Source organism: Bacillus sp. GW823-FHT06A11 (assembly GCF_058795355.1).
Genome location: NZ_JBXAHS010000001.1, coordinates 712656 through 734842 on the forward strand (window position 1 = coordinate 712656; position 22187 = coordinate 734842).

16 protein-coding genes, 3 pseudogenes, 1 riboswitch and 1 other annotated feature are annotated in these 22187 nt (G+C 35.2%); of the genes and pseudogenes, 5 read left to right on the forward strand and 14 right to left on the reverse strand.

Translation table 11 applies throughout. The features are described from left to right. Positions 1 to 14: 14 nt before the first annotated feature. The 4 genes from AC1Q8L_RS03395 to AC1Q8L_RS03410 form a co-directional block, all read right to left on the reverse strand. Positions 15 to 1289, reverse strand: a complete 1275-nt coding sequence (locus tag AC1Q8L_RS03395; protein ID WP_000884503.1) for an MFS transporter — start codon at positions 1287 to 1289, stop codon at positions 15 to 17. A gap of 208 nt (positions 1290 to 1497) precedes the next feature. Further along, the gene (locus AC1Q8L_RS03400) at positions 1498 to 3246 is read right to left on the reverse strand and encodes an MDR family MFS transporter (protein ID WP_000438116.1); all 1749 of its coding nucleotides are present in this window, start codon (positions 3244 to 3246) and stop codon (positions 1498 to 1500) included. A 36-nt stretch (positions 3247 to 3282) separates the two neighbouring features. Further along, positions 3283 to 3822 carry a PadR family transcriptional regulator gene (locus AC1Q8L_RS03405; protein WP_000678333.1) on the reverse strand — a complete coding sequence of 180 codons (540 nt, stop codon included), beginning with the start codon at positions 3820 to 3822 and terminating at the stop codon, positions 3283 to 3285. A gap of 152 nt (positions 3823 to 3974) precedes the next feature. Then, positions 3975 to 4778 (reverse strand): polyphosphate kinase 2 family protein, encoded by an 804-nt coding sequence (locus tag AC1Q8L_RS03410; protein ID WP_492339402.1) that lies wholly within the window; start codon positions 4776 to 4778, stop codon positions 3975 to 3977. Positions 4779 to 5183: 405 nt separating this feature from the next. Here AC1Q8L_RS03410 and AC1Q8L_RS03415 point away from each other — a divergent pair, with 405 nt between their 5' ends. Continuing rightward, a complete protein-coding gene (locus AC1Q8L_RS03415; RefSeq protein ID WP_000823332.1) occupies positions 5184 to 5648 on the forward strand; it encodes a YozF family protein in 465 nt (154 codons plus the stop codon). A 29-nt stretch (positions 5649 to 5677) separates the two neighbouring features. Further along, a pseudogene (locus AC1Q8L_RS03420) lies at positions 5678 to 5833 on the forward strand (DNA mismatch repair protein MutT); the annotation flags it as partial. A 29-nt stretch (positions 5834 to 5862) separates the two neighbouring features. On the opposite strand, the gene AC1Q8L_RS03425 reads toward AC1Q8L_RS03420, so the two are convergent. From AC1Q8L_RS03425 to AC1Q8L_RS03435, 3 genes and pseudogenes are all read right to left on the reverse strand, one after another. After that, entirely contained in the window at positions 5863 to 7488 is a 1626-nt protein-coding gene (locus tag AC1Q8L_RS03425; protein WP_025118510.1) for a YndJ family protein, read from the reverse strand. Positions 7489 to 7493: 5 nt separating this feature from the next. Beyond that, positions 7494 to 7817, reverse strand: a pseudogene (locus AC1Q8L_RS03430) (DUF4166 domain-containing protein); the annotation flags it as partial. Continuing rightward, positions 7760 to 8038: pseudogene (locus AC1Q8L_RS03435) on the reverse strand (hypothetical protein); the annotation flags it as partial. The pseudogenes AC1Q8L_RS03435 and AC1Q8L_RS03430, both read right to left, overlap by 58 nt. 193 nt (positions 8039 to 8231) lie before the next feature. Further along, a riboswitch (Lysine riboswitch) is annotated at positions 8232 to 8418 on the forward strand. 202 nt (positions 8419 to 8620) lie between these two features. Between AC1Q8L_RS03435 and AC1Q8L_RS03440 the strand changes: the two are divergent. Then, positions 8621 to 9850 carry an aspartate kinase gene (locus AC1Q8L_RS03440; protein ID WP_000448066.1) on the forward strand — a complete coding sequence of 410 codons (1230 nt, stop codon included), beginning with the start codon at positions 8621 to 8623 and terminating at the stop codon, positions 9848 to 9850. Positions 9851 to 10078: 228 nt separating this feature from the next. Beyond that, complete coding sequence (locus tag AC1Q8L_RS03445; protein ID WP_001107254.1) at positions 10079 to 10531, forward strand: VOC family protein; 453 nt, start codon at positions 10079 to 10081, stop codon at positions 10529 to 10531. 266 nt (positions 10532 to 10797) lie between these two features. Here the strand turns inward: AC1Q8L_RS03445 and AC1Q8L_RS03450 are convergent, their stop codons facing one another. Beyond that, positions 10798 to 11247: a helix-turn-helix domain-containing protein gene (locus AC1Q8L_RS03450; protein WP_492339403.1), complete on the reverse strand. Its 450-nt coding sequence runs from the start codon at positions 11245 to 11247 to the stop codon at positions 10798 to 10800. 142 nt (positions 11248 to 11389) lie between these two features. Continuing rightward, positions 11390 to 12373, reverse strand: coding sequence for an aspartate--ammonia ligase (gene asnA / locus AC1Q8L_RS03455; RefSeq protein ID WP_000284916.1), 984 nt, complete (start codon positions 12371 to 12373; stop codon positions 11390 to 11392). A gap of 70 nt (positions 12374 to 12443) precedes the next feature. After that, positions 12444 to 12702, reverse strand: a binding site (T-box leader). 406 nt (positions 12703 to 13108) lie between these two features. On the opposite strand from asnA, the gene AC1Q8L_RS03460 reads away from it, so the two are divergent. After that, entirely contained in the window at positions 13109 to 13243 is a 135-nt protein-coding gene (locus AC1Q8L_RS03460) for a DUF3934 domain-containing protein (RefSeq protein WP_000047588.1), read from the forward strand. A 101-nt stretch (positions 13244 to 13344) separates the two neighbouring features. Here AC1Q8L_RS03460 and AC1Q8L_RS03465 read toward each other — a convergent pair whose 3' ends face one another. The 5 genes from AC1Q8L_RS03465 to aspA form a co-directional block, all read right to left on the reverse strand. Further along, complete coding sequence (locus tag AC1Q8L_RS03465) at positions 13345 to 16539, reverse strand: DEAD/DEAH box helicase (RefSeq protein ID WP_098311806.1); 3195 nt, start codon at positions 16537 to 16539, stop codon at positions 13345 to 13347. A 117-nt stretch (positions 16540 to 16656) separates the two neighbouring features. After that, positions 16657 to 17589: a response regulator gene (locus AC1Q8L_RS03470; protein WP_000500299.1), complete on the reverse strand. Its 933-nt coding sequence runs from the start codon at positions 17587 to 17589 to the stop codon at positions 16657 to 16659. Between the two features lie 2 nt (positions 17590 to 17591). Then, entirely contained in the window at positions 17592 to 18890 is a 1299-nt protein-coding gene (locus AC1Q8L_RS03475) for an ATP-binding protein (RefSeq protein ID WP_080017571.1), read from the reverse strand. Positions 18891 to 18953: 63 nt separating this feature from the next. Continuing rightward, positions 18954 to 20666 (reverse strand): oxaloacetate-decarboxylating malate dehydrogenase, encoded by a 1713-nt coding sequence (malS, locus tag AC1Q8L_RS03480; protein ID WP_000033285.1) that lies wholly within the window; start codon positions 20664 to 20666, stop codon positions 18954 to 18956. A gap of 73 nt (positions 20667 to 20739) precedes the next feature. Next, complete coding sequence (aspA, locus tag AC1Q8L_RS03485; RefSeq protein WP_000224194.1) at positions 20740 to 22179, reverse strand: aspartate ammonia-lyase; 1440 nt, start codon at positions 22177 to 22179, stop codon at positions 20740 to 20742. Between the last annotated feature and the right edge of the window lie 8 nt (positions 22180 to 22187).

The window sequence follows — 22187 nt, forward strand, 5'->3', positions numbered from 1 at the left end:
AACCTCTTTTTCATTTAATTTCTTGCCCCTTTTCGAGACCATATCACAACAGGAATAAGTAATAACGCTAACACCCCTCCAGCCAATGACAATGCCGCATAACTTGAATTCGCTACTACCATACCTGACATTGCTCCACCAGAAGCTCCAGCTAGCGCAATAAAAACATCTATTTTCCCTTGTGTTTTAGCACGTGTAGACGGTGTTGTGGAATCAACGATTTGTGCTGTACCACTTATCAATCCGAGGTTCCATCCTAGCCCAAGTAAAGACAGAGCAACGATTAATAATAATAAAGAATCACTTGGCGCTGTCGCAGCTATGACACCCGCTGCAAGTAAAATCACTCCACCAGCTATGCTCATTGTAGTTCGGCCAATTTTATCAATTAACATTCCTGTAACGAGAGATGGAAGATACATTGCACCTACATGAAAACCTATCACAAGTCCTACTGCACTTAAACCGTGACCGTGGTGTCCCATATGAACTGGCGTCATCGTCATAATCGCAACCATCACTATTTGCGTAAGTATCATTACGATTGCTCCAACTGTAATACCTCGTTTATTTTCTTTCGCTTCTTCTGTTATTGGTTGTCCTTTATATGTATGTTCCTGTTTATATCTTTCTATTATGTTAGCAATAATCAAAGGATCTGGACGAAGCATAACAAAAAGAACTAGACCCGCCAGTATAAATGCTGCTGCCGATAGTATGAACGGACCTGCAAGTTTAGGAACTCCAATTGAATGAGCAAAACTTCCCATTACCCCTACTAAATTTGGTCCTGCAACTGCACCGAAAGTCGTCATTACCATCGTAATACTAACAGCCGTTGCTCTCTGCTTCTTATCTGCTAAATCTGTACCTGCATAACGAGCTTGTAGATTCGTGGCTGTACCGGCACCATATATAAGTAAAGAAATAAGTAAAAGAATAATACTATTTGTTAAAGCTGCCATTACAACACCAATTGCTCCAAATCCGCCTACTATAAACCCTGTTGCAAGACCTATCCGGCGTCCATATCGTTGCGAAAGCTTCCCTACTATGAAAGCTGCGAATGCCGATCCTAATGTAAACATAGCAGTTGGTAATCCTGCAAATGCATCTGTTCCAAGCATTTGCTGCGCAAGAAGTGCTCCCACTGTAATACCAGCAGCTAGTCCTGCACCGCCAAACATTTGTGAAATGCTGACGATTATTAACGTTCGTTTGTATAGTTTTTGTTGCTCTTCTTCTGTGTACACATGATTATCTATTAAAGCCCCTGCCTTATCTAGCAATTCCCCATCCTCCTTTTAAAATTAATCCCTCTTGTTAATGTACTATGTATAACGTTACATATTCAATGGCATTTTCCATTCCTTCCTTTCATTCTAAAAAACTTTCTAATCATACTCGACTTATCCCATGCTATATTAAAAATACTACTATTCACAATATGCAAGGAGAAAACAATGAAAAAAACAGGCTGCTATAGCCTGTTTTTCTTTACGCTTCTTCTACTAATCTTCCCCTTCTCTTTTTACTCAAAGCTTTCCCTTCCCAAAACAACAAACTTACGAAAGCACAAATTAAAATAATTGGCACACTTGCTTTATATAAATCTGTAAAACTCATAGCCATCTGATTCTTGGCATAATGATTCACATCATTTGAAAATGTGAGTACCTCTTTCTTTATACTTTCCTCTTGTTTTTCAACTTCTTTTGTCACTTGCCTCATAACTTCTTCTCTTTTTACATCTCTATATTCTACTGGAACTTTTCTTAATATTTCATCCGTCTTGTCGCGAATCAATTCTTCCTTTTTCTCTTTACTTAATCCCATTGTCATTGCATTTTGTTTCTTATTTATATTCGACTCTAAACTTTGATTCTCTATTTTCTCTTTAGTCATTTGTAAAATTTCAGTTTGCTCAGTACTATTCACATGAATAGTACGCACCTTTTCTTCTGCATAACGATATACTTTTTCTTTATTTACAGTTAAATTGTGAGTTAAGTTAGAGACAAATATTGCGACTGCCAATACAATTCCGACTTGTCGTAACATTGATACAACACTTTGAGAAGCAGTTAACAATTCTCCTTCAAACGAAGACGCACTTAAAACTGTAATTGGCCCCACTACTAAACCATATCCAACACCTAATATCATACATGGAATAATAATTTCTATATTTGTTGAATGCACATCAATCATTTGCAACCAATAGTAGGAAAGCCCCATAATAAGAAATCCTGACAAAATAATAGTTACTTTTCCGAGTTTTTTAATTAAAGTTGCTGCAACTGGTGAGACAAAAAATATCATTGCTGAAATAGGTGTCACTAAAAAAGCCGCTTCAATTTCCGTTCGACCTTGTAGTTTCGTCAAGAACGTTGGAAGCAATACAGTAACTCCAATTAAAAATAAATTACTTAATATAACAACGATAGACGCTCCGACAAACATTCGATCTTGAAATAACTTTAAATTCACCATTGGATTATGAATCTTTCGTTCTACTAAAACAAATAGAATAAGAGAAATAGTGCTAATTGCATAACAAGACAAAGCAATATTACTTTGCCATCCCCATGTATTACCTTTTACTAATATGAGAGTAAATGAAAAAATTGCTGTGCTACTTAATAGTAGTCCTATCCAATCTATTTTTGAAATAATACGTTCTTCATTTTTTATTTGTAGCATGATGCAACATAACACGATTCCTATTATACAAACCGGAACATTAACGAAGAACACCCATCTCCATCCTAAATTTTGCGTAATAATTCCACCTATTACTGGTCCCATAGCAGCTGACAATCCTTGTGTTACTCCTAAAATCGCAAGCGCAACATGCCTTTTAGCTAATGGCATAGCTGATACACCAATTACCATACTTGTTGGAAATAAAATCGCTGCCCCAATACTTTGTATAAAACGAGAAAAAATAAGAAAATCACCTGTATTAGCAAAAGCGCAAAGTACCGATCCACCACCAAAAATCACCAGACCAAGAATATACATCTTTGCTTTTCCAAAGATATCAGCTATCCGCCCTAACGGAATGGCAAGTACTGCAATCGTCATTGTATAAACATTTAATACCCAAGACATCTTTTCTAACGAAGTATTTACACTCGATTGTATTGCCGGTAAAGCTATATTCATAATTGTCGTATCAATCATACAAAGAAAGATACCTAGACACATTAAAAAGACAATCTTAATACCCTTTGATTGCTCCATCTTTATATACCCCTTTATTTATTGTGAACGCGTTTTTCATTCTTCTGTTTTATTGTTTTCTTTCGCCTCTAACTCTTCTAATTTTTTCTTCAAAGTCTCCACTTGTGCACTATACGATGCAATACCTACATCTAGTGAAATTTCTTCGACGAAAGTAATACCTACTCTCCACTTTTCATATTTCAATCGAAGATCTGCAATGTACGCTTCTTTTCTTTCAATTTCATCTTTAATCCATTTTTTTATTGTTACATCATCACTATAGTTACCAAAATACATTCTCATTAAAAAATCCGAACGTAAAACATCCTTCTCTACAGGTGTCTGCATGTATTGATAAAATTCTTCACGCCCCTCATCTGTAATAAAGTACATTTTCTTATTCGGTTTTCCCTCTTGCATGACAACCTCTTTTTTTATTTTCCCTTCATTCTCCAATTGTCGTAACGTTGGATAAATCATTCCAAAACTTCCATCAAAAAAATGAGTAAATACGTCTTCAAACACAATTTTAATATCGTAACCAGACAATTCCTTTTCCATTAATAAACCTAAAACAACATCTCTTCCCTTCAAAGTAAAACCCCCACATAGTATATAATCAATAATCATATTAACAATGTTAATATGATTATTGATTATATACCTTATTCTGTTAATTGTAAAATGTTTCTAAATAAAAAAGCCCCATAATTTGGTTTCACCAATTCACAGGACCATTTTCTTTTTTACTCTTTAACACCTACATCTTGCAAAACTTCAATATCCTCTTTCATTTCATAATAATAAGAAGGCAATTCTATACCATGTTCTAAGAAATAATCCTCAATGAATGAAATAATGATTTTTAACGTTTTCACACGGGCATACAATTTATCGTTACTTTCAATAATATGCCACTTCGCATTTGGCTTACTTGTTTTTTCAAACATGTCTTCCATTGCTTCAACATATTCATCCCATTTTTCACGATTACGCCAATCTTCGTCTGTAATTTTCCATCTTTTCAAAGGATTTTTCTCTCTATCTTTAAATCTCTTTAACTGTTCCTCTTTACTTATATGATAGAAGAACTTCCCTATTATGTAATGGTCATCTGTTAGTCGTTTTTCAAAATCATTAATCTCATCATATGCTCTCATCCACTCTTCCTTTGTAGCAAAACCTTCAACACGCTCAACTAACACACGACCGTACCATGAGCGATCAAAAATAGTAATTTGCCCGTACTGTGGAATTTTACGCCAGAAACGTTGCAAATAATGGTAACGTTTTTCATGAGGTGCAGGCGCTCCAATTGGATCTACTTGGAACCCACGTGGGTCAAGATGTTCCGTCACCCGCTTAATTGCCCCACCTTTACCAGCCGCATCCCATCCTTCCATAACAAGCATAACCGCGATTTTTTCTTCTTTCAAAATTTGTTTTAATGCTAATAAGCGCCTTTGATATTTTTCTAATTTCTTATTGTACTGAGATTTTGATTCAATTTTTTTCGTTAAGTCTACTTTAGCAAGATGTCCATTTTCCATAAAACAAATCCCCCTTGTTGTATGACAATGTTATTTTAACATATTTTTGGTAATTTTTTCATATCCTAAATAGCTGTGTAGAAACATCTCTACACAGCTTCCCTCTCTAATTTCACATATACAAGCACATTTAACTACATTAAAATAAATAATTTATACTGAATTCTTAGTATATTCTTTTTGTTAAAACGTAAAAATAGCCCTTTTAAAAAGGGCAGTAATCTAAGTATAGAAAAAACAAATTTATTCTTTCTTACTTCATACGTAATTATGCTAGCTATAAGAGTAGTGAATAAGATTTTGATTCACTACTCACAACAACCACTTTACATTATATGGTATATTAACTCGTAAAAAGAAGATAATAACAAGTAAATCCATTAAAGAATGGGAGCTCTAAAAAAAATGAAACGAAAAATATTAACTCTCTTTACGCTTATATGTTTAGCACTACCAATGCAAGCTAGTGCTTACACATTTCAGTCACTGCCGATTGCGTCAAAGTCTAAACAATGGTATGTCGAAATTGATAAATCCCATAATCCAAACAAGCAAGCAATCCAGCCAAAACAAGGTGTATTTGATACGTATAGTTTACTCGTAAAAAACATCGGTCATGATGTATCAAATGTATCTGTGGAAATACTTGATAACAATCCTACCTCTAAAGCTACCTTTAAACCTACTACACCTAATGAAAATATTTCTAAAAGTCATACAAGCTTTGACTACATGGTATTCCCATTAGACTTTAATAGTCATAATTTTAAGGTTGTGATCACTTGGGAAGAAAAGAATTTCTCTTATAACGGCCATCCGGTAAATGAAGGTAAAAAAATGAAACAAACATTTGTATTTAATGAAGAATAAGTCCTAATTTCTTTAGGGCTTATTCTTTCTTATGGATACCAATCGATACAGCACTAAAGCTACCTATGCAAACTTGGTTTAAAGAAAGATTCCCATTATTTTTTGAAACAGGCACTTTTGAAATTCAACGTGTTTGGGATAATGAGCTAAATAAACAAATTTCTATGACAATTACCCATACATAAAAAAGCTTGGAAACCCATCCAAGCCTTTCTTACTTCTGTGCAATTTTTTCAATCTTATAATGAATATGTAAAAATTCAAGTCCAAATAGCCACATGCTATGATGAGCTGTTAACATTTTATCCTTACCCTCTGTAATGATGAAAGTCTCTGCTAACGGTAAACGGATTGTTAAGAACCGAGTATGTAAATAAATCCCCTCATCTCCCTGGCCATTTTCTCTTAACTTACTAGTAATGATTAAATCATGATTATCATTACATAGCCTCAAAATACCAGTCATATTCGAATAAGGTAAAGGCAAGGCGATATTCATATATGTCTCATCCTTATCTGTATGCTTTGAATAAAGAGCTACAAAAATAGATTCACCTGCTTCATTTTTCCTTAGCCAAGCCCTTACATTCTCTCTTCCATCTTCCTCATCCATTACACCAATGATAGAGCCATGCATCGTTTCCCACTTGTCGCCCATTCCTAAATGTATTTGTCCTACATGCTTGCTCATTTTCTCATAACAAAATGCAAATAGGCGGAACCAACGAGCCCATTTAATATTTGATTGCAACTCATACTCTGTTGTATTTTCATAAAAACGAATAATACTTAAAGGTACCTTCGTCACGTCAAATGACTCACTATGAAAATCAGTTATTTGATCAACTAAACCGTTGTATTCCTTACTGCCTACTAAATTGCCGCTATATAAAAAAGCCTCACCAATTGCCACACTTCCTCTTAATTTACTCATTGGTTTCCCATAGTATTTATAATTCGGAACACTCTTTTCGATCATCCAGCCGACAAATGCCGGTAACGCTACTCCAATTCCGTTGACAACACCGTGAATCCAAACCATTTGAGCAATTGTAATCGTCATTACATGCTTCAAATTCCCGTATGAGTATATAAGTGAGAACATAATTGTAACCATGAGTGTACTAGACGAAACGATTAAAAGAATCTTTGCACTGATAGCATTAAATTTTGCTCTCCAAACGTAAAATCCATATCCATAAATCGCACATAAATATAGGAGCACTGCAAAAAATTCAAATATTCTCGAGTATGTAATTCCTATTGCAACTGTCATTGGTGAAATCATGATGATAAACATAATAGCATCATATACTTTACTTCTCTTTTCTCTTTTTCTCCCTGTTAAACCAGCTGATAATGGCAATAGAAACGCCGAATAATGAAAATGCGCTGCTGTGAGTAAAACAATGTCAGAGCTAAAATGCATAATTGAAAGTTTTGCTACTGAAGCAAAAAACCAAAAACCACCTAAAAACAAATAAATAAACGCACTATCTATGGCGATCTCTTCTAACGGCTTCCATCCTCTTTCTAGCAATCTACTTACACCAAATAACGCAACAATTCCTGTATATACAAACCAAACTAGCGCAAATACATTGTAATTTGTGACGAAAGCTAGCATTGCACAAATTGCTGCGATTGGATATAAAAACGATACGAATTTATAAAATAATAAATACGATCCATCTCTTTTTCTTTTATCACTAATACAAAGTGACATTGGTATAAATAATAAAACAGATAATAATATAATTGCTTCAACAGGATTTATATTCGACCACTCATATATTAGAAAAACAACATAACAAGCAAGCCCAAATATTATATTTTTCATATCGTTTATTTCCTTTCCACAAATGTTCCCTTATATGAAAAAAGCGAGCCAATTAACGGGTTTCGTACTTGTACATGAATTCGAAAACACTGTAGTGTTGCATCATAACTTTCAACAATTTTTGCTTCACCATACAAAAATTTTGGTAACGGCATTTTTCTTCCAAACATATAAAACCATTGTTTCTTTGAAGAAATATGCATTGCCCCTAACTCATCGATATGAAAATGCAGTGTAGAAACGAGTAAATGTGGTTCGCCAAAATAATCTACAATTTCATTTTCGTTTCCATCCAATTGCATAACTGCATTAAAATATCTTTTCTTATTTCACCTATTGATTCCCCTTCTCCAGCTATTTCAAACCCAAATCCAATCTTTGTTTTATACAAAAACTTCTGTGGTTCTCCTTCTTTTTTCTCTAAATACGAAATTTCAGTAAAGCGAGCATCCCACTCTGTATGTATATCTGGTTCTTGCATATATTCCCATAATTTCCCCATCGTCGTGTTCATTTTTGTCGCAACATAAATAGGCTGTTTCCTTTTCATTCTCCCCACCTCCTATGCACTATAAGTTTAATGTACATGCAATGAATTTATTTTGCTACATTTTTCACAAACTTCCTCAGAAAAAAGAAAGAATTTTTAAAATATATATAAAACACTTGATTCCCCGAAAAATTTAAATTATTATAAAACAAATGTTACCAACAACTTCATAAATCAAACACTCTCGCCTAAAACGTGAGATAGAGGTTGCAATACTTATGAGTATTCTAATGGAGACACAGAGATGTCTATGAACTTAGATGAAAGGAAGTATTGCCGAAATTGATAAATTTCTCTGCATTTATCAATTGGGGCTGTTTTCGAATAGAAACAGAACTGTCATATGTACAGACGTGTATGTATGAAGAGCTATCTACAAAAAAGAGATATCATTTTTTATGATATTCCTTTTTTGGCGGTTTTTTTATTAGCTCCGTTTTCTGTTTCCCTTTTCCTGTAACAGCACCATCCTCACTTATTTGAGATGGTGTTTTTTGTTTGTCTTTCTGGTAACTACAGGAGTATTGGGATCTATATATTTCCTAATCTATTCTTAAAAATAGACGAAAGAAGGAATTTGCAATGGAAACAATTGTTCAAAAATTTGGTGGCACTTCTGTCGGGAGCGTCGAGCGCATTCAACATGTAGCAAATTTAATTATTGAAGAATATGAACGAGGTCATAGCGTTGTCTCTGTCGTTTCAGCAATGGGAAAAAGCACGGATGAACTTGTCGCACTTGCTAACGCAATTACAGAAAATCCAAGTAAACGCGAAATGGATATACTTCTATCGACAGGAGAGCAAGTAACTATTTCATTATTAACGATGGCACTACAAGCAAAAGGGTATAACGCGATTTCATTAACAGGATGGCAAGCTGGTATTACGACAGAATCTGTACATAGTAGTGCACGGATTACTGAAATTAATACAGATCGAATTCAGTCTTATCTTACTAAAGGCACGATTGTTATTGTAGCTGGTTTCCAAGGAGTCAGTGAAGATTTTGAAATTACAACGCTTGGACGAGGCGGTTCTGATACAACTGCTGTCGCATTAGCTGCTGCACTAAACGCAAAAAAATGTGATATTTACACAGATGTGACCGGCGTATATACGACGGATCCACGAGTTGTAAAAGATGCTTATAAATTAGATGAAATTTCTTATGACGAAATGTTAGAACTTGCAAACCTCGGTGCTGGTGTATTACACCCGCGTGCTGTTGAGTTTGCTAAAAATCATAATGTCATTTTAGAAGTTCGCTCAAGTATGGAACAAGAAAACGGAACAATTGTAAAAGGAGAATGTAACATGGAACAACAATCAATCGTTAAAGGTATTGCATTTGAAGATAATATTACACGCATCACAGTGAAAGGATTAGAACAAGGTTCACTTTCAACTGTTTTCTCTACATTAGCAGCGGCACATATTAATGTAGATATCATCATTCAAAGTATTACAAATGAAGGAACTGTTCATCTCTCCTTCTCCATCCATTCTAATGATTTAAGAGAAACATTAGAAGTATTGGAACAAAATCAAGAGGCACTTCACTATGAAGCAGTAGAATATGAAAATCATTTAGCAAAAGTATCAATCGTAGGATCTGGCATGGTATCTAACCCTGGTGTCGCTGCAAATATGTTTACTACTTTAAAAGAAGAAGATATTCATATTAAAATGGTAAGTACATCAGAAATTAAAGTGTCTGTCGTTATTGACCGCCTTCATTTAGTAACAGGTGTTGAGGCACTGCATCAATCATTTATGGCGAAAATTGAGCCTTTAGTGCAAATGAGCTAATTTGATATGCTCAGTAACACTTATAAAAAAATCATATTAATCTACTTCCTTCCTATTAAATAAAAGCTGTTCGTTAACAAGATGCTATATGACATATAAAAAAACACCTTGTCAATTTTTCCTATACTGTGACAAGGTGTTTTTGACTGAAAGGAATTTGTAACTACTTAGTAGTATAATTATGAGGATGATTAAATAATGAACTTTTATACATAAGGAGATAAGACTATGGCAAAAAACAAATTACTACGAATGGACAATGTCAGCATCGTTGTAGAATCCCTTGATGACGCAATCTCTTTCTTTGGGGAGATTGGCTTGAATCTCGAAGGTCGAGCCAATGTCGAAGGTGAATGGGCTGGTCGCGTAACTGGACTCGGTTCTCAGTGCGTAGAGATTGCTATGATGGTCACTCCAGATGGCCACAGCCGAATTGAACTTTCGCGATTTCTCACCCCTCCTACTATAGCAGATCACCGAAAAGCTCCTGTAAACGCCCTCGGTTATCTACGCGTCATGTTCACCGTTCAAGATATTGACGAAATGGTATCCAGACTCACTAAGCATGGTGCAGAGCTCGTTGGCGAAGTAGTTCAGTACGAGAACTCGTATCGTCTCTGCTACATTCGTGGAGTCGAAGGGATTTTAATCGGTTTAGCGGAAGAACTCGGTAATAAATAAGCAAGTGACGTTTTATAAAAAGGCACTATCATTGAATAAAACGTAGACTCTTAAGCGATTTTATTATTATATTTTGAACCCCGTCCTAGCTTTAGAACGGGGTTATGCTTGTTTGAGCTTTTAAAATTAAATAACTTTATTATCATTTTACATATAGATTTCAAGGATCTACCCAAATAGCTTTCATATTACCGATATCCCAAAATCATTATAATACAATGAAAATATTCGTTATACCCTTTCCTAGGAAATATAACTAACTCTTCTCACTTTTTATCACATATATCTTTTCGCTCTTTCTCTTGAAAAAACGATCTATATTCATTCAAAATAACTTTCTTCACATTCGAATAAAAAACCATCATGAATAGTGCAACTCCTAATACAAATACTTGTATTCCTTCATAATCAATGAATGCACTCATAATTAGCAATCCAAACCCAATATAAAAACCAAAATCATTCTCTTTCTCAAAATCCTCATCTTCTTCATCAATATGTATTTTTTCTTTAATATTCTGTTTCCCTTTTATTAACTCATCAAGCGTAACATTGTACATTTCGCTTAGTAAAATTAGATTATCCATATCAGGATAACTTTTATCATTTTCCCATTTGTACACTGCTTGCCTCGTCACACCAATCTTTTTAGCAACATCCTCTTGCGAAAATCCCTTTGATTCTCGTAGTTTTTTTAGCTGCTTTCCTATGCTCATAACGTCCCCTCCTTTAACAAATTATTACATAAAAAGAGATATAAATGAAAGAAACCATTAGTAAAACTCTCTGTAAACCATTCGTTTACACAATTTAAAAAAGAGGGAATAGCTCTATATTTAAGCTATTCCCTCACTTCTATTAAAACAGATGAATGTTTTCTTTTTTACAAGCTGCACGTAAATCGTCAGGCCATACAGAAGATTGAACTTCACCGATATGTGCTTTACGTAAGAAGTACATGCACATTCTTGATTGTCCAATGCCACCGCCGATTGTTAATGGTAGTACGTCTTCTAATATACCTTTATGGAAATCATACTCACGTTTGAAGTCTTCACCAGTTTTCGTTAACTGCTCATCAAGCGATTTACTATCAACACGAATTCCCATTGATGATAACTCAAATGAAGATTGTAGTACTGGGTGCCAGAATAAAATGTCACCGTTTAATTTCCAATCGTCATAATCAGCTGCGCGTCCGTCATGCTTTTCACCTGAACGAAGTGCATCACCAATTCCGATAATGAAGACTGCACCGTGTTCTTTTGCAATTGCATGTTCACGATCTTTCGGTGTTAATTCTGGATATTTATCTTCTAATTCTTGAGAAGTAACGAAAACAATTTCTTCCGGTAAATACTTTCCAAGGAACGGATATTTTTCAAATAAGTGATCTTCTAAATCTTTGAATATTCCATAAATTGTTTGTACTGTTTTTTGTAAGTATTCAACAGTACGCCATTCTTTTTGAACGATTTTTTCCCAATCCCATTGGTCAACATAAATGGAATGCGTTGCATCAAGTTCTTCATCACGACGAATCGCGTTCATGTTTGTATATAAACCTTCACCAGCTTCATATCCGTATTCATGTAATGCAAATCGTTTCCATTTCGCTAGTGAATGAACAATTTCTAATTCTTCTCCTGAATGTAACATATCAAATTCAATTGGACGTTCTACACCGTTTAGGTGATCGTTTAATCCTGATTTTTTCGTTACGAATAATGGTGCAGATACGCGGAATAGTTCAAGGCGTTTTGCTAATTGGTCCTCGAAGAATGTTTTAACTTCCTTAATTGCGATTTGAGTCTCTCTTACTGTCATTAATGATTGATACATGGTGGTTTCCTCCTAAAATGTTTGGATGTTGTGAAAAGAAGCCAACAAAAAAAGCCCTTCTTTCCCAAAAAACTGGGACGAAAGGCTTTGGTTCCGCGGTACCACCCAAATTAGCAACAGAGGTTGCTCACTTATACAATACGGAGATGAAATATCTCGATACTGTTCTTCTTGTAACGGCGAAGTTCCCGGCTAAGTCTACTTTCCTATAAAGGATTTCGGTTAGCAACTCCAGGAGGTTCTTCATAATAGGCTTCGTATCAGGCTCACACCACCCCTGACTCGCTTAAACTACGTCCTACTACTACTCGTCCTTTCATAGTCGTTTTGTTGTCACATCTCTGAAACATTTTATTAATGATTATTCTATACAAAAAATAAAGAAAGTCAACAAAAAGTTTTAAAATGTTTTTCAATTCTTTATTTTACGGCTTTATTGATTGTTGTTAATTTAACATCTTTACTTTTTCTGCCTCGTCAATCCAAAAAATGTTTCACTGACCGAAACTAACGTATACACAACAATTAATGTGATCGTTCGGAATATAGAATCTGCAGTATTTCTTATTATTTTCATTTTCTTTATAATTCCTTTCAGTTTACTTGCAAATTCATGTTATACTATAGCATTCAAGCAGTTTATTTTTACTTAAAGCAATCATAGTCATTTATAAAGAGTATTTTCTAAATCATTGACTATTATCAAATAAGATTTTTATATAACGGAGTGATCATATGAGTAAAACGAAAGCAAAACCGAAAAAAGGTGTAGGACAAGGTACAGGAAGTAAAGGATGGAACCGTTGGCAATCAAGTGCAAAGAAAAAGGCAGCTGCCAAACCATACAAAAGTAAAGGTACAAAGAAGTAATTTAAATAACATTTGATTTCTTTACTTTGTACAAAACAAAATATAATTATTACAACAAAAAAGCTATGCCCTCATAAATTTGAAGGCATAGCTTTTTTATATTAAATCATTAAAATATCTCGAATTTCTTCCTCTGTGATTGAGGACAATTTCTCTTCTCCCGGCTCAATCACTTCAGCGATTAAATTTTTCTTACTTTCTTGCAGTTCATGCATTTTCTCCTCAATTGTTCCCTGAGCTACTAGCTTTATAACTTGCACTGTATTTTTTTGTCCCATTCGATACGCCCTATCGGCCGCTTGTTGTTCAACAGCTGGATTCCACCATAAATCATATAATATTACTGTATCTGCACCAGTTAAATTAAGTCCGGTACCACCAGCTTTTAAAGAAATGAGAAATAGATCTCCTTCTCCTTCGTTAAACCGATCGCACAGCTCTACACGATCCTGCGTTGGTGTACTCCCGTCTAAATAAAAGTATGGAATTGCTTGTCGATTTAACTCACGACCAATAATGGAAAGCATCTTCGTAAATTGAGAAAAAATTAATATTCTCTTCCCTGTACTTCTACATTCCTCTAAAATCTCTAACAGTTGTTCAAATTTAGCTGAACTTCCTTTGTAATCATCAACAAATAAAGCGGGATGACAACAAATTTGTCGCAATCTCGTTAAACCAGCTAAAATTCTAATTTTATTTTTACGTAACGTGTCTTTGTCTAAATGCTTTAACGTTTCTTCCCTTAACTTCGCTAAATAAGCAGCATAGAGACTCTTTTGATCGGGTAATAACTCCGATGATTGTAAGTGCTCTATTTTCTCTGGCAACTCATTTAATACGTCCCCTTTTAATCGTCTTAATACGAATGGTTTCACTCGCTTCGCTATATCTTCACGCCTTAAATCACCGAACTCTTTTCTTCCTGGTAATAATTCCGGGAAGACGACATGGAAGATAGACCATAGCTCTTCTAATGAATTTTCTACAGGTGTACCAGTTAGTCCGAAACGGTATTCAGCTTGAATTGTTTTCACAGCTCTTGCCGTTTGCGTTGTAGGGTTTTTAAACGCCTGTGCTTCATCAAGAAATAGTGTATGAAATGGTCTTGCATATAATCTTATATCTCTTCTCAGTAATGGATATGACGTGATTACGACATCAAATTCCGTTATATCTTTCAAAATTTTCCGGCGCTCTGCTTGGTTTCCATCTGCAATAACTGCTCTAATATGCGGGGCGAATTTTTTCAATTCACTAAACCAATTATAAACAAGAGATGATGGTGAAACGACTAATATTGGCAGTTTCTTTTCTCGAATCTCAGTCAAAACAGAATCTATAAAAGCAATGCTTTGCAACGTTTTTCCAAGTCCCATATCATCTGCTAAAATACCGCCAAAACGGTAATGAGCAAGTGTTTTCATCCATTCGAACCCATATACTTGATACTTTCTCATTTCTGCATTTAAAGTATTTGGCACAGCAAACTTTAATTTTTTCGGGTTTTGAATGTTTTCTACTAACTCTTGAACTGAATCATCCAAACTTAAAACATTGCCTTCGTGAAGTCCGTTCATCCATTTTACACTCCGAATAAGCGGAACATTTACCTCTTCTCCATGTAAAAATTCTTTCCGAATACCTGATTCTTTTATAAACTGATTAATTTCATTAAACTCTTTACTCTCTAGCGACAAAAACGAACCGTTCGCCAATCGATAATATTTACGTTTCTCTTCAAGGGCCGCTAATACACCTTTAATTTCTGCTTCTGGTATTCCTTTTATATCAAAACGAAATGACAACCAATCAATTCTTTCTTTTCTTCTCACTCTAATAAGAGGAACTGCATCCCCTTTACTAATTCGCAATTTGATTGCTGTCGTCGCATAAATATTAACTAAACCTTTTAATGTTGGCACGACGTGATATAAAAAGTTATACTCAGCTTCTTCATTATGCATAAAGTAACCGCCTTCTGTTTTTGCAAAGGCACTTTCACTCATAATGTCTAAAATCTCTTTTTCTTTTTTCTCATCACGATTAAAAACAGACGGCTGTCCATCCTCTTCTAGCGGATTAATCATGACGTTCCCATAGTGAAATTCAAGACCTGCTAATAAGCGATTTTTCACGCGGTCTAAATACAATTTCGCTTTTAGCGAAGGTGTTTCAACACGATCCGATATTACTTCATCAATGTGTACCGTTCCGAGCTTCATTAATCCTGGTACAACTTTCGCGACGAAATGTTCCATCTTACTTTCTGGAATATAAAACTGATTACTATTTGAGCGACTCATCATCTTTTGTAATTCAATAAGTCGCATACAATCTTCAATGTGTAAGTGATATAATTTCCCACCATAAAGTGCATTGTTATACATATCCATAACTTGTACACGATTTAGACCATCTATATGAAGTGTAAATCCGCCATTATTTCCCTTCGTAAATTCAAAGTGTAACGGCAACAAACCTTTTGAAACTTGTAATCCCTGAAACAGTTGTTTATTTTGTTTCAGCTGTACATATTCAACTTTAGAAAGTGAAGAGAGCATATCTTTCCATGAAGCTGGTGGTATAAATATCATACTTTCATCTTGTTTCGCATGTACTTCTAGCGCATCCTCATACATTTTTTCGTTATGATACATTTTAATGAGCTGCTGAATAATTGCATCCGTTTCTTGTTTAAAACTATGTACATCTGGTGTATATGTAAATTCATTTGAACAATGAAAAGACTCTCTTTTCTCCACCTTAGAAAGAAACTCTCTAATATGATTTATGAAATACACCTTGGCAAGTTTCAATTGAATTCCAAGAAGAGCACCACCACTTCTCGTAGCTACTGGTGTACATATAAACTCAACATCTAATATTTCACGTGTATCAAAACGGTATTGTTTACTTTTTGGCCTCAGTGGTTTGTCTGCAAACAGCTGAAACATACCACTTGTCAATTGATCATTTCTGTTACTAGTGGAGCTCATTCCACCTGTTTGTTGATTATAGTTTATTTGTATTAATACTGCTGCAACATGTTGACAGTACGTTTGAAAAGACGCTAATGAAGGACAACTACATTTTGCAACAACATCACCCTTTTTAGCTTTTTCTACTGTAACCTGGAAATCCTCGTTCCCTTTTACTGTCGCCTCGCAAATTTCTTTATTTTCATCATAATGATTTATTATCACTTTATTTGATTTATAATAGGCTTCACCTCTTTTATATGAGGTCTCTCCGCACACTTCTTTAATAATCGATTTATTCAATGTGAAACTCATCGCTTTGACACTTCCTTAATATAAAACCATTTTCTCTTACTTAACATTTTACATGCTCCACGAGAAAATATAAAATGTTGATTTAACAAAAAAGATGCTTATTTATAAGCATCTTCTTCACTCTATCTCCATCAACCTCTTCGCCTCAAAATACAACACTTGAATAAACTTCTTTGTATTAATTCGCGTATGACCAGAAGATGCAAGTTCATCTTTCGTCATTTCTGTCATCCGTTTTCTAACTACAGTGAAATCGAAAAATTTTGGAGCATAGCTTTCAAATTTTGGATTTGAAAAGTCTGTTAGTCCTAAAGAAGCCAAATGATTTAACGACTGATAAATAGCTCGACGTACTCTTTGTTCAGACGCTTTTTTCTCTTTATCAATATCCGCCTCTAAAGCTATATCCCCTAATTTCCTTATCGTAATATGATGAAAAATTTCTTTTAACGCAGGAAAGCCAAAGTCAAATGTCTGTGCCTTTTCTTGACCATATAAATATTCCAGCATACTAAGTAAATCTTTACTTCCATTCTCTCCCGCAATACCGAGTTCTGATAGTAAAAAGCGCCCTAAATCCCCTATCTTTTTTCCTTCTTGTACTGGTTCAGTACGCAATTGCGGTTTTTCCCACTGAAACACGTTATTCAATGATTTTTGAATATCATGTATAGAACGCTCCAATCTAATACGCTCTATCACTTTGCGTACAACAGATACAACTTCGATTTTGTTTAATGGTTTTGTAATATAATATTCTACACCAAGTGTATATGCCTCACCTATAAGCTGCTTCGATTCCACTTGAGAAATCATAATAATTTTCCCCGTGAAAGTTGACGCAATGTGACGAACTGTTTCAATTCCGTCCCTCATCGGCATCAACAAATCAATAAATAAAATATCTACTTTTTTAAAATTTAGTTGATCCGCTTCAATAAAAGCTCCGTCATCCGCCTCACCAATTACTTCTCCAAGATCTCCATCTTCAATAATTTGCGAAAGCATTGAACGAAAAACTTCATCATCGTCTACGATATAATAAAACAAATCTATTCCCCTTCCCGCTTTAAACTACCCTCCGGTAAACAAACGATAAACTTACATCCTCTTTTATTTTCTCGGTCTTCTAATCTGACTTCTCCGCCTAGCTCTGTTACCATTTCATTTATGTAAGAAAGCCCAATACCAGTTGACGGCGTTCCCGTTTGATCATACTTGGAAGTAAATCCTGGCTTAAATACTAATTTCTTATACTTTTGTGCAATACCAGGCCCATCGTCAATTACTTCAAAAAATATATGTTGATCTCTTTTATATAGCTTAATAATAACGACACCTTTATCTTCAATTGCTTCAACTGCATTCGAAACTAAATTGTTAAAAATTGATAGAACTGTATACACGTGGTATGCAGCATGCTCACCTTCTATATGTTTAGAAAAACGTATATCCTTTGCTAGCATTTCAGCATACTTTTCATTTATTCTAACAATCATTTCTGCTAACTCATGTCCTTCTACATATTCAGCCACATTTTTATCTAATAACAGTTTAGATAATCCTGCAAATATCCTTTGATTATCCTTTTTTATTTCATGCACTTCCCCTGCTATTTTCAATGCTGTTTTACTACTTGAATCAGCGTTTACTTGTAAATTTCGATATAGTTGATATGCTTCTTGTGTAATTAACTCCGCATTTTGTAACGTCTTTTTCAAATGAACAGATTCCACATATAAATTAGAAAGATGCATTAACATATTTTCATTTTCTTTTCGAACTTGCGATTCTTTTAATTTCGTTTCATATAAATTCATCATATTTAAAAAACCAAGTGCAAAGAAACTACGAAAAATAGCAATAATAATAAGTTTATTTACTTCAGAAATCGTTATTGTTGTACCGAGTACTAACATGTGATAAAACGCAAGTTCTGACATACTTGCAACAATTTCAATTGAAATTCCAAGGCATCCAATAATGATTGGTTTCTGGTGGAACTTATTTACCCTGCAAAGCGAAAAAAGACTGCCATAAATAAAATAATAGAAGAACACAGGATAACGCAAATAAAATGATTCTGTCATATGAAATGAACCTTGCATGATCCAGTCAAGACATACTCGAAATAAGACTACAGATATACCAACAAGAATACCTGCAACTCCTGCTGGTACTCTTCTTAAAAATAATAATAAAAAGAAGAATAGCGGTGTACCGAAGCTAACTCGAAACGTATCATTAAAGGGATGAAAGTTCAGCTCCCCAGCAATCGGAACAACGACCATTAATATAATTAAAAGGGACATATCTTTCTTCCATAATTGATTCCAATTCAAAGGTGACACTTCCTATACTTTTTTCAGTAGTAAAAGCGAAAGCCCGCTTATTGTTATAAACGGGCTTTTTTTCTATATTCTAACCTTTTCTACCGCTTTTATTTGGCGATACTCTGGCTTCCACATTGCTTCTTTCACTGCCATCTTGATATCGTTATCACTTAAGTTCACTCTTGCAACACCTTCTGCAACTGCAACTTTCGCTACTTCAATTGCAACCATTTCTGAGATATTACGTAATTCTTCGACCTCTGGTAAAATAGGTGCTCCTGGCTGACTTGTATCTACCATACTTGCAACTGCTTCAGCAGCCGCTGCGAACATTCCATCCGTCATGACGCTTGCTCGTACTACAATTGTTCCAAGACCAAGCCCTGGGAAAATAAGTGCATTATTTGATTGTCCAATCACATACGTTACACCGTTATATGTAACTGGTTCAAATGGACTTCCTGTTGCAACTAACGCTCTTCCTTCTGTCCACTCGATTAAATCTGCTGGTTTTGCTTCAGCAAGTGGCGTCGGATTCGACATTGGTAAAATGATTGGTCTTTCTACGTGAGAAGCCATTTCTTTAATAATCTCTTCTTTAAATGCACCTGCAACAGTAGATGTACCAATTAAAATTGTCGGTTTTACATGTTTCACAACTTCAGCAAGTCCGATCACATCATTTTCTTTCCACTCACTTACTTCTGCTTCTTTTCTTGCGTACGGAATTTGGAAATCAAGAAGATCTTCCATATTATCTGTAACTAACCCGTTACGATCAATACACCAGAAACGCTTATATGATTCTTCTTCAGATACACCTACGCGGACCATCGCATCTCTAACTTGATCTGCGATACCGATTCCAGCCGTACCAGCACCAAATACAACAACGCGGTGTTCACTTAGCGGTACACCAGAAGCTTTCACTGCCGATAATACTGCCGCAAGTGAAACTGCACCTGTACCTTGAATATCATCATTAAACGTACAAACGTCATGACGGTATTTATCTAAAATTTTTCGTGCGTTACGAGAGCTAAAGTCTTCCCAATGTAAAAGTGCTTTCGGGAATTGTTTATTTACCGCTTGTACAAACGTATCAATAAATTCATCGTAAGCTTCACCTGTTATACGAGGGTGACGATTTCCAATATAAAATGGATTGTTTAATAGTTCCTCACGGTTTGTACCTACATCTAAAATTACCGGTAATACGCGGCTAGGATCGATTCCAACTGCGGCAGTGTAAACAGCTAATTTTCCGATTGCGATATTAATACCGCCAACACCCCAATCACCAATTCCTAATATACCTTCTCCATCTGTTACAACGACTAAATCAATATTTTCAGCTGTTGCACCGATATTGGCAAACGCTTCTTCAATACCTGATGGGTCGTTAATTGATAAGTAAATACCACGTGGTTTACGATATTCATGACTATACCTTTGAATTGCTACACCGACAGTTGGTGTATATACAATCGGTAACATTTCACGTAAATGATCTGTTAATATACGATAAAATAATACTTCATTTCGATCATGTAACGCAGTTAAGTATACATTCTTTAATAAATCATCCGGCTGCGAACTAAATTGTTCGTATGCTCGGCGTGCCTGTTCTTCTAACGTTAAAACCGCTGGCGGTAATAACCCTTTTAAACCTAACTCTTCTCTTTCATTTTGTGTGAAGGCTACCCCTTTATTTAAAAGTGGTGTTGATAATACTTCTGCTCCTCTTAATGTTGTTTCTAATGCACCATTAGAAGCTACTGTAAACTTGCTCATAACATCCCTACCTCTATTCATATAGCATTTCTATATTGTAAACAAAAAAGAGGGGCTTGTCCCCCCTCTTCTTTTAATTTTTCTTTAAAAGAGTTGCTCCTGCAATCCCTGGATGTGTCATTTCGAATGGATCTAGAATTAACTCTAAGTCTTCTTGTGACAGTACACCATTTTTCACACAAAGTTCTCGAACGGATTGCCCTGTCGCGATTGCTTCTTTCGCAACGCGAGCTGCAGCTTCATAACCGATATGAGGGTTCACGGCTGTAATAATTCCTACACTTTTCTCAACATACTCTTTTAAGCGATCTTCATTCGCTTCAATTCCTTTTAAGCAATTATCTGTAAAGGCACGGAAACCGTTATTCATAATGCTAATTGATTGCAGTAAGTTGAAAACAAGTACTGGTTCCATAACGTTTAATTCCAATTGTCCTGCTTCTGAAGCAAGGCAAATTGTATGGTCATTACCAATTACTTGGAACGCAATTTGGTTAATAACTTCTGGCATAACAGGGTTTACTTTCCCTGGCATAATAGATGAACCTGGCTGACGAGCTGGTAACATAATTTCTGCTAAACCAACACGTGGACCTGATGCCATTAAGCGAAGGTCATTCGCAATTTTAGACATATTCATCATACATACTTTAAGTGCTGCAGATACTTCAGTATAAGCATCCGTATTTTGTGTCGCATCCACTAAATCTTCTGCACCAACTAGCGGTAATTCACTGATTGCAGCTAAATGTTTTACAACTGCTTCAATATATTCTGGATCTGCATTTAAGCCTGTACCAACTGCAGTTGCTCCCATGTTCACTTCATATAAGTGTTGACGTGATTGCTGAATTCGTTTCATATCACGTTCAAGTACACGAGAGTATGCTTTAAACTCTTGTCCAAGACGAATTGGCACAGCATCTTGTAAATGTGTACGACCCATTTTAATCACATGATCGAACTGTTCTGCTTTTAATTCAAATACATCGTGCATATAACCCATCGTTTGTAATAAACCTTCTAATGCGTTTAATGTAGCGATATGAATCGCTGTTGGGAATGCATCGTTTGTTGATTGCGCCATGTTTACATGACTATTTGGACTAATATAGTGATAGTCTCCCTTTTCCATTCCTAATAATTCAAGAGCACGATTGGCAATGACTTCATTTGCATTCATGTTCATTGAAGTACCTGCTCCGCCCTGAATTGGATCTACGATGAAATGATCATGCCATTTTCCATCAAGAATTTCTTGAGCAGCCTCTGCGATTGCGCCACCCTTGTTCAATTCCAATCTTCCTACATCTGTATTCGCAAGTGCTGCTGCTTTTTTTACAATTGCGAACGCTCTAATTAAGCCTTCATGGATTTTGTATCCTGTAATCGGGAAGTTTTCAACTGCACGCATCGTTTGTACGCCGTAGTATGCATAGTTTGGTACTTCTTTTTCACCTAAAAAATCTTTTTCAATTCGAACACCATTTTTAACTTCAGTTAATGTTGCCATGATTATTC

Excerpts from the sequence above, each read along its gene's own strand:
- AC1Q8L_RS03400 (WP_000438116.1), bottom strand. The coding sequence starts at position 3,246 with ATGGAGCAATCAAAGGGTATTAAGATTGTCTTTTTAATGTGTCTAGGT.
- AC1Q8L_RS03410 (WP_492339402.1), bottom strand. The coding sequence starts at position 4,778 with ATGGAAAATGGACATCTTGCTAAAGTAGACTTAACGAAAAAAATTGAA.
- AC1Q8L_RS03415 (WP_000823332.1), top strand. The coding sequence starts at position 5,184 with ATGAAACGAAAAATATTAACTCTCTTTACGCTTATATGTTTAGCACTA.
- AC1Q8L_RS03425 (WP_025118510.1), bottom strand. The coding sequence starts at position 7,488 with ATGAAAAATATAATATTTGGGCTTGCTTGTTATGTTGTTTTTCTAATA.
- AC1Q8L_RS03440 (WP_000448066.1), top strand. The coding sequence starts at position 8,621 with ATGGAAACAATTGTTCAAAAATTTGGTGGCACTTCTGTCGGGAGCGTC.
- AC1Q8L_RS03445 (WP_001107254.1), top strand. The coding sequence starts at position 10,079 with ATGGCAAAAAACAAATTACTACGAATGGACAATGTCAGCATCGTTGTA.
- AC1Q8L_RS03450 (WP_492339403.1), bottom strand. The coding sequence starts at position 11,247 with ATGAGCATAGGAAAGCAGCTAAAAAAACTACGAGAATCAAAGGGATTT.
- asnA (WP_000284916.1), bottom strand. The coding sequence starts at position 12,373 with ATGTATCAATCATTAATGACAGTAAGAGAGACTCAAATCGCAATTAAG.
- AC1Q8L_RS03460 (WP_000047588.1), top strand. The coding sequence starts at position 13,109 with ATGAGTAAAACGAAAGCAAAACCGAAAAAAGGTGTAGGACAAGGTACA.
- AC1Q8L_RS03465 (WP_098311806.1), bottom strand. The coding sequence starts at position 16,539 with ATGAGTTTCACATTGAATAAATCGATTATTAAAGAAGTGTGCGGAGAG.
- malS (WP_000033285.1), bottom strand. The coding sequence starts at position 20,666 with ATGAGCAAGTTTACAGTAGCTTCTAATGGTGCATTAGAAACAACATTA.
- aspA (WP_000224194.1), bottom strand. The coding sequence starts at position 22,179 with ATGGCAACATTAACTGAAGTTAAAAATGGTGTTCGAATTGAAAAAGAT.